Source organism: Clostridium zhoujianii (genome assembly GCF_051590805.1).
Taxonomy (GTDB): domain Bacteria; phylum Bacillota; class Clostridia; order Clostridiales; family Clostridiaceae; genus Clostridium.
In genome coordinates, this window is record NZ_JBPUTF010000001.1 from 2,351,197 (window position 1) to 2,364,791 (window position 13,595).

The 13,595-nt window shown below is 32.3% G+C and carries 13 protein-coding genes; all 13 read right to left on the bottom strand.

Going from position 1 to position 13,595, the window contains the following annotated elements; all coding sequences use genetic code 11:
* Positions 1–13 precede the first annotated feature (13 nt).
* Positions 14–2,080 carry an HD family phosphohydrolase gene (locus ACSYT2_RS11075; RefSeq protein WP_430855276.1) on the bottom strand — a complete coding sequence of 689 codons (2,067 nt, stop codon included), beginning with the start codon at positions 2,078–2,080 and terminating at the stop codon, positions 14–16.
* Between the two features lie 28 nt (positions 2,081–2,108).
* Positions 2,109–3,245, bottom strand: coding sequence for a sporulation protein YqfD (gene yqfD / locus ACSYT2_RS11080; RefSeq protein WP_438384782.1), 1,137 nt, complete (start codon positions 3,243–3,245; stop codon positions 2,109–2,111).
* Positions 3,242–3,529 (bottom strand): sporulation protein YqfC, encoded by a 288-nt coding sequence (gene yqfC / locus ACSYT2_RS11085; protein ID WP_430855278.1) that lies wholly within the window; start codon positions 3,527–3,529, stop codon positions 3,242–3,244. The genes yqfD and yqfC overlap by 4 nt, the downstream gene beginning before the upstream one ends.
* 89 nt (positions 3,530–3,618) lie before the next feature.
* Positions 3,619–4,071, bottom strand: coding sequence for a GatB/YqeY domain-containing protein (locus tag ACSYT2_RS11090; RefSeq protein ID WP_430855279.1), 453 nt, complete (start codon positions 4,069–4,071; stop codon positions 3,619–3,621).
* Between the two features lie 32 nt (positions 4,072–4,103).
* Complete coding sequence (gene rpsU / locus ACSYT2_RS11095) at positions 4,104–4,280, bottom strand: 30S ribosomal protein S21 (RefSeq protein ID WP_430855280.1); 177 nt, start codon at positions 4,278–4,280, stop codon at positions 4,104–4,106.
* A 122-nt stretch (positions 4,281–4,402) separates the two neighbouring features.
* Positions 4,403–4,747, bottom strand: coding sequence for a histidine triad nucleotide-binding protein (locus ACSYT2_RS11100; protein WP_438384783.1), 345 nt, complete (start codon positions 4,745–4,747; stop codon positions 4,403–4,405).
* 34 nt (positions 4,748–4,781) lie between these two features.
* The gene (gene mtaB, locus ACSYT2_RS11105; RefSeq protein WP_438384784.1) at positions 4,782–6,089 is read right to left on the bottom strand and encodes a tRNA (N(6)-L-threonylcarbamoyladenosine(37)-C(2))-methylthiotransferase MtaB; all 1,308 of its coding nucleotides are present in this window, start codon (positions 6,087–6,089) and stop codon (positions 4,782–4,784) included.
* Positions 6,089–6,850 carry an RsmE family RNA methyltransferase gene (locus tag ACSYT2_RS11110; RefSeq protein ID WP_438384785.1) on the bottom strand — a complete coding sequence of 254 codons (762 nt, stop codon included), beginning with the start codon at positions 6,848–6,850 and terminating at the stop codon, positions 6,089–6,091. The genes mtaB and ACSYT2_RS11110 overlap by 1 nt, the downstream gene beginning before the upstream one ends.
* Positions 6,851–6,866: 16 nt before the next feature.
* A complete protein-coding gene (gene prmA / locus ACSYT2_RS11115) occupies positions 6,867–7,808 on the bottom strand; it encodes a 50S ribosomal protein L11 methyltransferase (RefSeq protein WP_430855762.1) in 942 nt (313 codons plus the stop codon).
* Between the two features lie 241 nt (positions 7,809–8,049).
* Positions 8,050–9,600, bottom strand: a complete 1,551-nt coding sequence (locus tag ACSYT2_RS11120) for a nitrite/sulfite reductase (RefSeq protein ID WP_438385017.1) — start codon at positions 9,598–9,600, stop codon at positions 8,050–8,052.
* A gap of 199 nt (positions 9,601–9,799) precedes the next feature.
* Positions 9,800–10,930: a molecular chaperone DnaJ gene (gene dnaJ, locus ACSYT2_RS11125; RefSeq protein ID WP_430855284.1), complete on the bottom strand. Its 1,131-nt coding sequence runs from the start codon at positions 10,928–10,930 to the stop codon at positions 9,800–9,802.
* A gap of 98 nt (positions 10,931–11,028) precedes the next feature.
* On the bottom strand, positions 11,029–12,885 hold the full coding sequence (gene dnaK, locus ACSYT2_RS11130) for a molecular chaperone DnaK (RefSeq protein ID WP_430855285.1): 1,857 nt from the start codon (positions 12,883–12,885) through the stop codon (positions 11,029–11,031).
* A 65-nt stretch (positions 12,886–12,950) separates the two neighbouring features.
* Entirely contained in the window at positions 12,951–13,571 is a 621-nt protein-coding gene (grpE, locus tag ACSYT2_RS11135) for a nucleotide exchange factor GrpE (RefSeq protein WP_430855286.1), read from the bottom strand.
* Between the last annotated feature and the right edge of the window lie 24 nt (positions 13,572–13,595).

Genomic DNA, 13,595 nt, shown 5'->3' on the forward strand with positions numbered 1-13,595 from the left:
TCATCCCCCTTTATTATTTTAAACTTCTTGTTTTTTCTGTTGGATATTCAATCCTTTGATGATATATTCCATTTAATGCTTTTAAGAAACACTTTCTTATCTTACCTAAATCTTTTAAAGTCAAGTCACAATTATCTAACTGACCACTATTAAGCTTATCCTTAATTATATTATTAACCATTTCTTCAATTTTACCCTTTGTTGGTTCGTTAATAGATCTAACAGCAGCTTCTGTAGAGTCAGCAAGCATTAAAATTGCAGATTCTTTACTACTTGGAATTGGGCCTGGATATCTAAAATCTTCTTCCTTGACCTCATCAGGATTCTCAGCATTATTTTTTACAGTATAATAAAAATATTTAACCAATGTTGTTCCATGATGTTCTGCTATAATGTCTTGAATTACTCTTGGTAACTTATATTCTCGTGCTAACTCCAAACCATCCTTAACATGAGAAATAATGATTAATGTGCTTAAGTTTGCTGTTATCTTATCATGAGGATTCTCCTTACTTAGCTGGTTTTCCTTAAAGAAATATGGCCTAGTAGTTTTACCTATATCATGATAATAAGCACCAACTCTTGTTACTACTGGATTAGCTCCAACCTCTTCTGCAGCCATCTCCGCAAGATTAGCTACAAGCATACTATGGTGATAAGTCCCTGGTGCTTCCATTAATAGCTTCTTTAATAATGGACTATTAGGATTACTTAGTTCTAATAAACTTAGGGTTGTTACCACATCAAAAGTTGCTTCCAAGAATGGTAATATTCCTATTGCTAGTATACCTGCAAGTACAACACCCACTACAGTAAATGTACTATTTATCAATATCTCCTTTAAATTACTGGATAAAATTATACCAGTTGAAAAACTTAATACTGCAGTTAATACAGAAATATATATTGTTGCATATAGAATATCATTTCTTTGTTGCATTTTTCTAAGAACAGTAGCCCCTAACAAATTACTTAAAATCGCTAATAAAATAATCTGAGGATCAAATCCTACCATGGCCCCAATTAAAATTACATTTACAGAACTCACAAATAATGAAATCTTATAGTTAATCAATAATGTTATTAATAAAGGAGCACAAGTCATTGGTATTAAAAATGGCGATGCTAAACTAACAGTTCTTGCTAATACTAATGACATAACATTAAGTAAATTTATTAGAACAAGCTTTTTAAAATCAGAATATATATTTTTATAATTTTTATAAACATACATATTTTGTATTACTAATATTAACCCTAGAAAGACAGCCAATATCAAATATAACAATAAAAATCCTTTTCCTGAATTTTCATTTAATAGACCTAAGTCTTTTAATATCTGAATTTGCCTCTCAGTTACAGGTTCACCCTCCTTAACAATAGTTTGATTCTTTTTTATAACTACCTTAGGAGTGTTTTTTTGAACTTCTTTAATCTTTTCCTCAGTTTTTTCTTTATCTTTAAAGAAGTTTGGTTTTATTTGATTACTCACCAAAGCTTTTAGCATACTTGAGGTTGAAGAATCTAAATTTAATTCATCAATTTTATCAGATGCAATCTTTTTAGCTTCTAATAATTGCTCTTGATTTCCATCCTCTATATTCTTTTCATAAGCAGCCTGAATACCTTCAGTAACACCTAACTCAATTTCTGAAATCTTCTCTTTTGGTATTTGTATTAAAATCTTACTTTCTGCTTCTCCAACCTTGATTCCTTCAAGCTTCTTTATTGAGTCAATCTTTTCAGCCTCTTCCATAGTTGTTATATTTAAAGATTTTAATTTATCAAATAAATTTTTAATATTCGCTTCTGCCTGATTTTTAACATCTACCCTTAAGGTATATTGCTCATCCACCTTAGCCAAGGCTTCATTAAGTTTCTCCTCAGATGCTTTCTCATCAACAGTTTCCCTAGAAGCCTTAATATCTACCCTAGCAATATCTCCTTCTTTTAAATCATATTTTTTAGGAGCTACTGCTGTAATAAGCAGAAAATACGTAACTACAAATGTAATAGTAAATAAAAGTATCCTTTTAGATTTATCTTTGAAAATATTTATATCATTACTTCTTAAATTCATGTCTCTCACCTTCTCATCTACACCCATACTATTGGGATACTGTACTCGCAATATCTTGTTCTACAACAAAATTTACTTTTACTCTTATCTTCCCTTCTTCAACTTCCTCTATACTAACTTTCTTATCAGTTATTTTTGCTTCATTGCTCAGAGTTTTAGATAAAGATGCCTCCAGTTGCTCTTTAGCTTTATTGATGGCTTCATCTTTATCAACACTAACCTCCTTCTCTGACCTCTCAAAGTAAGTCACTGTATTGATAAAACTTTTATTATCTTCTATTTTATCATAATAATCAAAATTATTTATAGCTTTTTTCAAGTAAATTTTCTTCCCAAAGAAGCTTAGATAAATATCATTGTCTCTCTCCCCTGTCTTTTCCAATCTTTTTCCACTAACCTGCACTTCCATTTCTTTTTCATAAAATACATTTGCTATTACTGTTCCTTTAGCTTGAACTTCATATTCTAGCCCCTCTTTCCCCTGGATACCTGCTATTAACAGATCCCCAGCCTTCACCATGTCCCCAACAGAAACCTTTGCCGTTCCTGATGTAATATATATCCGCTTAATTTCCCCACTATCTTTCGCTACACATTCTCCTGAAGTTTCTTTATCAGCTGTAACAGGTGGATTAACCTTCTCCTCTATAATAACCTTTAAAGTAGACCCTTCTACCCTTGCTCTTAACCAAAGTATATCACTATTTATATCCTCCAACTTTTTCTCTAAAGTATATACATCTAAATCTGATTTCTTTATCCCAGGCTTTACCCCCAGGGAAGTTAACTGTTTTCTGATCTGGTATGGAGCCACATTAGCTCCAGTTTTTATATCTATAGACCATACATAAGTTGATAATAAATAGATTCCAAATAAAAACACTAAAATACCTAAGGCTAAGGTAAATTGCTTCTTTATTCTCATCAAGATAAAAACTAACCCCTGCCTTCCTATAACCTTTATCTTCCCTTTACATCTTTTGGCTGCTTCTTCTACTTCTTTATACTCATCATAATTTATATCCAACCTAATAGTTGTTATATCAACTCTTGTTACTTTTGTTATCTTCACACCTTTATTCCATAGAAGGTTTAAAAATTTTTCTGGTACTGGAGCACTTACTTCTATAGTAACTGTCCCTACTCTTAATTTATTCAATATCATAATAAATTCCCCTCATATATTATCCTTTTAAAAACTCCACTTATAGTTATTGTGGAACCTCCTATGTATAATATTTCGAAACCAGCACCTTCTATTTTTATTGCTCCTACTCTTGAATTTACCTTTATCTCATCTTTATCAAAGGCTATTATACCCTTATGATTTTCTATAGTAATTTCTCTATCACCAGTTACTATAATCCTAGGTATATCTAATACTACATCTACCGGAAGATTCAATTTATCCGCAATAACTTCTCTTCCTTTATTTAACTTTTCTTCCACTTCTAATCTCCCCATTTTATTTCTATCATTGTACTTTATGATTAAAAGTAAAAAAAAATAACAAAAAGAACTCAAATGAGTCCTTTTCGTTATTTATTAGTTAAATACTCTTTTACAATTTGACTTACAAGTTTGCCATCTGCTTTACCCAATGTCTTAGGTCTAACTAATGCCATAACTTTTCCCATCTCTTTAATGCTACTTGCGCCCGCTTCAATAGCTGATTGCTTTACTATTTCTTTTATTTCCTCTGTATTTAACTGTTGAGGAAGGTAACTTAGCAAGATTTCTATCTCAGCTTTATTCTGATCAACTAAATCCTGTCTATTTCCCTTTTCAAATTCAAGCATTGCTTCTCTTCTTTGCTTGACTTCCTTTGCTAATATTTCTATAGCTTGAGTATCTTCAATCTTAATATTATCAGTTTTTTCAACTAATAATATAGAAGCTTTAGCTGTACTAAGAACATTAGCCCTAAATTTATCTTTAGCTTTTAATGCAGCTTTCCAATCTTCTTGAAGTCTTTCTTTTATTGTTGGCATAATCTAATACCTTCTTTCGAAAAGAAATTATTCTACTTAAACTTTCTCTTTCTTGCAGCTTCTGATTTCTTCTTTTTCTTTACGCTTGGCTTTTCATAATGTTCTCTTTTTCTAACTTCTGAAATAACCCCTGATACAGCACATTTCTTCTTAAATCTTCTTAATGCACTTTCAAGTGTTTCGTTTTCTCCAACTTTGATTTCTGACATTTAATTATCCCTCCCTCCGCTAGCTAAAATTATAATTCAACTCAGCTACGGGCTTAATAACACACCGTATATTATACAATATTAGTAATACCGCTGTCAATGAATCTTATTATTTTGTATTTTTATCCTGGTGGCCATTGAAGATTCCTACCACCTAACACATGAAAATGTATATGCTCTACTGTTTGACCTCCGTCTTTTCCTGTGTTATTCACAATCCTATATCCATCTTCTGATATTCCTAATTCCTTAACTAACTTGTTAATAACTAAGAAAATATGTCCAATAATGCTCTCATTATCCTCATTTAATCCATTTACGCTCTCAATATGTTCTTTAGGTATTACTAAAAAATGTACTGGTGCTTCTGGACTTATATCATAAAATCCTAAAACTTTATCATCTTCATATATCTTTTTACTAGGAATATCTCCATTAATTATTTTACAAAAAATACAATCATTCATAAATTCACCCCCTTTAAAAGTTATACCATATTAATTAGTTAACGTATGTGCCTACAGCATAATCACCACAAGCTTTTTCAATCTTGCATTTAATGATTTGTCCCTTCATATCAATTGTAGCCTTATTAACTTCAACTTTTACATAGTTTCTAGTATATCCTTCGAATACACCTTCTTTGCCTTTTACTTCTTGTTCTATTAGAACATCCATTACTCTACCTACAAGCCCTTCAGTGAATACTGCTTCATTTTTATCATTTAGATCAATAAGTGCCTTACTTCTCTCATCTTTAACTTTTCCATCTATTTGATTAGGCATTGTTGCTGCTTTAGTACCTTCTCTTGGACTATATTTAAATACGTGTGTCTTAGTTAATTTATTCCTCTTTAAGAATTCATATGACTCCTTAAACTCTTCCTCTGTCTCTCCAGGGAATCCTACAATAACATCTGTAGTTAAAGATACATCCTCAATATTCTCTCTTAAAATATTAACTATATTTTCATACTCTTCAGCAGTATATCTTCTATTCATCCTCTTTAATGTGGCATTGCATCCACTTTGCAATGATAAATGGAATTGTGGGCAAAGTTTTTTCATACCTTTAATCTTCTCAATAACCTCTGGAGTAAAAAACGCTGGCTCAATAGAACCAATTCTAACCCTTTCAATTCCATCTAATTCTTCTATTTTTTCTAATAAATCTACCAAAGTAATACTACCTTCTAAGTCTAAACCATATGATGCAGTATGAATTCCTGATAATATTATTTCCTTAAAACCATGTTCTGATAGATTATTAATCTCATCAATTACTTGCTTAGGATCCTTTGAGCAAACTGACCCTCTAGAATATGGTATTATGCAGTATGTACAAAATCTATTACAACCATCTTGTATTTTTAAGAAAGCTCTAGTTTTATCTTGATATTCCTCTATATTAAGTGCTTCAAACTTCTTATTCTTTAGTACACTCTCCACATATATTTGAGCTGCTTTTTCATCTCTTGCTTTATTTACGTAGTAAACAACATCACCCTTATTTCTTGTTCCAAGTACAACATCAACACCTTCAATAGCTGATACTTCCTTTGGAGCAATTTGTGAATAGCATCCTACTACAGCTATTATAGCATCTGGATTTAATCTTCTTGCTCTTCCAATTATTTGTCTAGATTTCTTATCTCCCATATTAGTGACTGTACATGTATTGATAACATAAACATCTGCAACTTCTGAAAACTCTGTAACTTCATATCCTTCTCTTATGAACTTTTCAGCCATAGCCTCTGATTCATAATGATTTACTCTACATCCTAATGTTGAAAATGCAACCTTCATTAAATATTTCCTCCCAAATCTCCTAACTCATATTGAACTAGGGTTGTAGCTGTAAATCCTGCTGTTTCAGTTCTTAATATTCTACTTCCCAAAGTTATTATATAAGCTTTCTCCTTCTTTAACTTTTCAATTTCCTTCTCTTCGAATCCACCTTCTGGCCCTACCATAATTCCTATTCTCTTAATATCTTTTAAGATTCCTTTTTCCATTATCTCACTAATTACTCTCTTAACACCAAAATTTTCGGCATTTTCATAAGGAACTAGAAATAAATCCATACTGTTTATTTCCAATAAAGCTTCATTAAAAGTTATAGGTTCTGTTACCTCTGGTACTATGCTTCTTTTACTTTGTTTGGCGGCCTCAAGTGCTATTCTATTTAGTCTATCTAACTTCTTAAAGTCACCTTTTAACTTTACATCAACCCTATCAGTTATAATAGGTATAAATTTAGTTATACCTAATTCTGTACCTTTTTGAACTATTAAGTCCATTTTTTGTGCCTTAGGTAGGCCTTGATATAAATAAATTTCAACTTTACTCTCATTATTTATATCTAACTTCTTCAATATTCTAACTATAACTTCAGTCTTAGATATACTTGAAAGCTCTCCAAGGTACTCATCACCTTTACAGTTATTTAGAATAACCTCTTCCCCTTCAGATAATCTTAAAACCTTATAGATATGCTTAACATCCTCACCTAGGATTTTTCCCTCTACCTCATTTATATTTTCTGGTGGGGTGAAAAATTTATGCATGCTCCTCTCTCCTTAACTACTTAAGTTTTGCAATAATGCAGTTCCATTCCCCGTCTTTATTAATAGATTCAATTTTGAATCCACACTCTTCTAATTTACTAGTTACCATATCCACTCTTTCATGAATTATTCCCGATGTTATAAAGTATCCACCTGGATTAATAGCTTTGCTAACATCTTCTGTTAAAATACAAATTATTTCAGCTATAATATTAGCTACTACGATATCTGCCTTACCATCTACTACATCTAATAAGTTTCCATGTAGTATTTCAATATTATCAACATTGTTGAATGTAAGATTTTCCTTTGCAGATTCAACTGCAACTGGATCTAAGTCAACCCCTACCGCAAGTTTTGATCCTAGCTTAGCTGCAACGATAGCAAGAATACCTGATCCACATCCAACATCAAATACTGTACTATCTTTCTTAACATACTTTTCTAAAGCTTGAACGCACATTCTTGTAGTTTCATGCTCCCCTGTTCCAAAGGCCATTCCTGGGTCTAATTCAACTACTAGCTCATCATCCTTAGCTACATAGTCTTCCCATATTGGTTTTACAACTATTCTTTTACCAATCTTTGAAGGCTTATAATATTGCTTCCAATTATTAGCCCAATCTTCCTCATACATTTTCTCTGCCTCTACTCTTCCTTCTCCCACATCTATTCCTAATTCTTTTATCTCATCTACCTTTTCTTTTACATAGGCCAATATTTCTTCGATATTATCATCTTCAGCAAAATATCCTTTAACGACAGCAAATTTTCCTTTGTGTTCTAAAACGTTTATATCTGCAAAATCCCAAGTTAACGGACCTTGTTCTCTCCCTAATATATCTTCTGGGTCTTCTATCGCTACACCCTTACAATCTAGTCCATAGAATATACCTGAGATTGGTTCTAATGCCTCACTCTTAGTAATAACTCTAACTTCAATCCATGTTCCGTCCAAAAAAATCAATCCTTTCATATCTACTTTGACTAATATAATATTCTACACTTTCAAGTTGAACAGTGTCAAGTTTATGAGATATGTAATAAAATTCATTGCCTATCTTCTTTTAAATTTAAATTCTTTTGAAAATAAAATAAGGATTATTATATTCTTCCTATACTCCACTATTAGAGGTGGTAAATAATTAGAAGATATATAATAATCCTTGTTTAATATTTAAATCTTATTCATAATACATCTATACAATATACTTATCTATTAATTTATCTAAGTCATTTATATTATTTTTCATATATTCCTCAAAAGTAACCCCTGACTTATCAACTTCTTCAGAAAGCTTATATAAAAATTCTGGGATAGTTTCTGTTAGCATCTCACCTTTAGCTATTCCTAAGGATGTTGAACCTACAGAACATGCACCTCCTAATTGAAGTTGAAATACTTCTTGTACAGCATCATTAACTCTCTTTTTCTTACCTGTAAATCCTATGGAAGCAATCTCATGAACTCCACAAGAATTAGCACAACCTGATATAAATACTTTTGGTAACACATCAGATTTATAACCTTTTTCTTTAAAGTACTTAATTATACTAGATAGTAATCCTTGACTATTAGCTATACCCACTTGACAAGTTGGTACTCCTATACATGATACACTATGCTCTATCTCAGTTCTACCACCCATCTTATCTGTTAAATCTAAAATTATTTTAGCTTCTTCACCATTTAAATTTCTAAAGTATACACCTTCAGTCATAGCTAATCTTATATCTACATCAGCAAATCTTTCTAATGTATCTAATATTTCTTTTAGATTACTTAACTTTAATTGTCCACCTACTGGATGTAAGTATACTGAGTATAGTCCTTCTTGTTTTTGTTCATATAAACGCTTATGTTTTATATCTAATTTTATACCTTTCTTATTTATCTCATTTGAATGAAGATGTAATTCTAACTCACCCTTTTCTTTTTCTATAGCAACATACTTCTTAAATTCCTTTATAAACTCTTCATCGCCCATCCTATCAGCTATATATCTTATTCTAGCCTTATTTCTATTTTCATAATCTCCTTCATTTATAAATAAATTAGTCATACCTTCAACATAATATAACACATCCTTTGGCTCAGCTAATTCATCTAACTCGATAGCCTTCTTAGGATTATTACCAAGTCCACCACCTATGTAGACCTTAAACATATCTTTGTCACCATCTTTGCAAGCTATAAAACCTAAGTCTTGTACAGTGCAATGAGCTGTATCTTCTTTCGTGTTGGAGAAGGATACCTTAAACTTTCTTGGTAATTTATAGGTATATATCTTTTTTAAGAAATGATTTCCTACTGCTAATGCATAAGGTGTTACATCAAAAGGCTCATCTTTATCAACACCAGCTAATGGTGATAATGCAACATTCCTTGGAAAATTCCCACCAGAACCTCTAGTAAATAAATTTAAATCTAACCCTTCTTTCATAAGATCACATATAGAATCAATATCCATGCCATGTAATTGAATTGCTTGACGAGTAGTTAAATGTATTCCCTCTAAATTGTTTTTCTTAGCAAAATCATATACAAGTCTTAACTCATCCACATGAGTTACTCCTGAAGGAATTCTAATTCTTACCATAAACTCCTTCCCGCCACGATGAGCATACACTCCCATTCCACCAGAAGCATGCTTAAATTGAGGAACTGTCAATTCTCCATTTAAAAACTTATGTCCTATTTGCCTAAACTCTTCAATCTCATCTAATAATATTTTTTTAAAGTTATCCACTATATCACCTCTACTAATATTCACACTAAAACTCTCTAAATTTACTATTTATATAATTTAATTTTATAGTTATAGCCTTTCCAAGTCCAATATAAAATATTTATGCTATATATAGGTAAAATATTATATATGATTTTATACTAATTAAAATAAAGGGTGTTTAAAATAAACCTCTGTTTACTTTAAACACCCTATTTTTTTACTTATCTTTATTAAAGAATCCAAATCCTTTTTTATGCTTTTCTTCTCCAACAGTAGTCTCACCACAGGCTTCCATAAATGCTTCTAAAGCTTCCTTCTGCTTATCGTTAAGATTCTTAGGAATATCAACTATAACCTTAACGTATTGATCTCCTCTACCACTAGAATTTACTCTTGGTACACCCTTACCTTTTAATCTAAATAATGTACCTGATTGTGTACCTGCTGGGACTGTGTATTTAACATCTCCATCTACAGTAGCCACTTTAATTTCCGTTCCTAATGCAGCTTTACCCATTGATATATGAGCATCTACATAGATATCATTACCCTTTCTAGTAAACTTACTAGATGGTGCAACTCTAATTTTAATGTATAAATCACCTGGTGTACCACCATTCTCACCATGGCCACCTTGCCCTCTTAGAGGCATTACATTTCCAGTATCAACACCAGCTGGCACATTAACTGTAATCTTTCTACTCTTTCTTACATTACCTTTACCATGACATGTATGACAAGGTTTCTCTATAACCTTACCTTTACCGCCACATTTATCACAAGTTGTAGTGCTTACAAAACTTCCAAGAGGAGTTTGTCTTTGAACCCTAACCTGGCCTGATCCACCACAAGTAGTACAAGTATTAGCACTTGTTCCTGCTTCTGCTCCAGATCCATGACACTCTTCACAATTTTCACTTCTACTAATTGATATTTCTTTTTCAACACCAAATACAGCTTCTTCAAAATTTAAATTAAGACTATATTCTATGTCAGCTCCTCTTTTAGGACCATTTCTTCGTCCACCGCCACCGCCGCCAAAGAATGTATCAAATATGTCTCCAAAACCGCCCATATCTGAGAAATCAAAGCCACCAAATCCACCTGCACCAAATCCACCAGCTCCAGGTTCAGCTGTTCCAAACTGATCATACTGAGCTTTTTTAGTAGGATCTGAAAGCACTTGATAAGCTTCATTTAATTCTTTAAACTTGTTTTCAGCTTCCTTATCCCCTTGATTTTTGTCAGGATGGTATTTTATAGCTAGCTTTCTAAAGGCTCTCTTTATTTCATCATCACTTGCACCTTTTTCAAGTCCCAAGATCTCGTAATAGTCTCTACTTGCCATCTATTATTTCCACCACCTAATATTATTAACTTTAGAAAAGGGAAGACGACTTTTGCCTTCCCTCTCCTATTATATAAGACTTCTTCTATTTATGACAACTATTTATCTTCATCAACCTTAAAATCTGCATCTACAACATTGTCATCTTGTGGAGCTTCTCCTGCACCTGGGTTTGCTCCCATGTTACTTGGATCAAATCCTTCTGCTCCACCATTAGCGTTAGCATCAGCATAAATCTTTGATGAAATTGCATAGAATTCTTGTGTTAATTCATCTATAGCCTTCTTAATAGCTTCTATATCTTCACCATCTTTAATCTTCTTAACCTCTTCTAATTTAGCTTCTACTTTAGCCTTGTCTTCTGCTGAAACCTTATCTCCTAGTTCATTTAATGTCTTTTCAGTTTGATATACTACTTGATCAGCATTATTATGAACTTCTATGCTTTCTTTTCTCTTCTTATCTTCTTCAGCAAACTTTTCTGCTTCCTTAACAGCTTTTTCTACTTCTTCATCACTTAAGTTTGTTGATGCAGTGATTGTAACATTTGCTTCCTTTCCTGTTCCCTTATCTACTGCTGATACCTTAACAATACCATTAGCATCTATATCGAAAGTAACTTCGATTTGAGGAATTCCTCTTGGAGCTGGAGCAATACCTGATAGAGTAAATCTACCTAAAGTCTTATTGTCAGCAGCCATTTGTCTTTCACCTTGAACTATATTAATTTCAACTGAAGTTTGACCATCTGCAGCTGTTGAGAATACTTGACTCTTCTTAGCTGGGATAGTTGTATTTCTTTCTATTAAAGGAGTAGCAACCCCACCTAAAGTTTCAATTCCTAAAGTTAATGGAGTAACATCTAATAATAATACATCCTTAACTTCTCCTGTTAATACACCTGCTTGAACAGCTGCTCCAATAGCAACACATTCATCTGGATTAACACCCTTTGAAGGCTCTTTACCTGTGAAGTTCTTAACAGCATCTACAACTGCTGGTATTCTTGTTGAACCTCCAACTAAGATTACCTTATCTATTTGATTTAATGAAAGTCCTGCATCAGCTAATGCTTTCTTCATTGGCTCTACTGATCTTTCAACTAAATCATGAGTTAATTCATTAAACTTAGCTCTAGTTAAATTTAAATCGATGTGCTTTGGACCTGTTGCATCAGCAGTTATGAATGGTAAGTTTATATTTGTTTGAGTTGATGATGATAACTCTATTTTAGCTTTTTCAGCAGCTTCCTTTAATCTTTGAAGAGCCATCTTATCATTTCTTAAATCTATACCATTTTCAGCCTTAAATGTATCTGCAATGTAATCCATAACCTTTTCGTCAAAGTCGTCTCCACCAAGTTTAGTATCACCATTAGTTGCTAATACTTCAAATACTCCATCTCCAAGTTCAAGAATAGATACATCGAAAGTACCACCACCTAGATCGTAAACTAAAATCTTTTCACTATGATCAGTCTTATCTAAACCATAAGCTAATGATGCAGCTGTTGGTTCGTTTATAATTCTTAATACTTCTAACCCTGCTATCTTACCAGCATCCTTAGTTGCTTGTCTTTCAGCATCATTAAAGTATGCAGGAACTGTTATAACTGCTTGTGTTACAGGTTCTCCTAAGTATGCTTCTGCATCTGCCTTAATCTTTTGAAGAACCATTGCTGATATTTCTTGTGGTGAGTATTCCTTACCATCTATATTAGTCTTATGGTTAGTTCCCATATGTCTCTTTATTGATATTATTGTTTTATCTGGATTTGTTATTGATTGTCTTTTTGCTACTTGCCCTACTAATCTTTCACCATTAGCTTGGAAAGATACTACTGATGGAGTAGTTCTAGCGCCTTCTGAGTTTGCTATAACAACTGGTTCTCCACCTTCCATAACAGCTACGCATGAGTTTGTTGTACCTAAGTCAATTCCTATAATTTTTCCCATAATTTATTCCTCCTCAAACATATATAAATCTTGTATTTTTTCATATATTTATATTAATTTTAAAATTAGTTAGCTACTTTCACTACAGAATATCTGATGACTTTATCGCCTCTCTTATATCCCTTCATAAATACTTCTACAACACTATTCTTTTCAAAACTTTCATCTTCTATATGCATTACTGCTTGATGTAAGTTTGGATCAAATTCTGCTGAAGCATCAATTTCTTCAACACCTAACTTATCAAATGATCCTTGTAACCCCTTGATAGTCATTTCTATACCCTTTTTTAAGTCTTCTACATTACCATCTGCTGCAATTGCTCTTTCTAAATTATCAACAACAGGTAGAATTTCTTTAATTACATCTGTGCATGCATCAGTATAAATACCTTCTTTTTCTTTAGTTGTTCTTTTTCTATAGTTTTCATATTCAGCAGTGATTCTAAGAAGTCGATCCTTCAATGCTTCAATTTCATTATTTAGCTTCTTTACTTCATCTTTACTTTTTCTAAGCATATTTATTTCATCCTCTACTTCTTCTTCATCTGCAACTTCATTGCCCTCTTCTTGAGTCACATCTCCATCAATGACATCTTCGATGATTACCTCATCATTATTTACATCATTAACCTCTTCAATAGGAGTTTCTACTTCTTCTAAAATGTCCTTCTTCCCTTCTTCCATTTGCAAAACTACACCTCATCTCTT

Coding starts and splice junctions, on each gene's coding strand:
- ACSYT2_RS11075 (WP_430855276.1), bottom strand. CDS start 2,080: ATGAATTTAAGAAGTAATGATATAAATATTTTCAAAGATAAATCTAAA.
- yqfD (WP_438384782.1), bottom strand. CDS start 3,245: ATGATATTGAATAAATTAAGAGTAGGGACAGTTACTATAGAAGTAAGT.
- ACSYT2_RS11090 (WP_430855279.1), bottom strand. CDS start 4,071: ATGCCAACAATAAAAGAAAGACTTCAAGAAGATTGGAAAGCTGCATTA.
- rpsU (WP_430855280.1), bottom strand. CDS start 4,280: ATGTCAGAAATCAAAGTTGGAGAAAACGAAACACTTGAAAGTGCATTA.
- ACSYT2_RS11100 (WP_438384783.1), bottom strand. CDS start 4,747: ATGAATGATTGTATTTTTTGTAAAATAATTAATGGAGATATTCCTAGT.
- mtaB (WP_438384784.1), bottom strand. CDS start 6,089: ATGAAGGTTGCATTTTCAACATTAGGATGTAGAGTAAATCATTATGAA.
- ACSYT2_RS11110 (WP_438384785.1), bottom strand. CDS start 6,850: ATGCATAAATTTTTCACCCCACCAGAAAATATAAATGAGGTAGAGGGA.
- dnaJ (WP_430855284.1), bottom strand. CDS start 10,930: ATGGCAAGTAGAGACTATTACGAGATCTTGGGACTTGAAAAAGGTGCA.
- dnaK (WP_430855285.1), bottom strand. CDS start 12,885: ATGGGAAAAATTATAGGAATTGACTTAGGTACAACAAACTCATGCGTA.
- grpE (WP_430855286.1), bottom strand. CDS start 13,571: ATGGAAGAAGGGAAGAAGGACATTTTAGAAGAAGTAGAAACTCCTATT.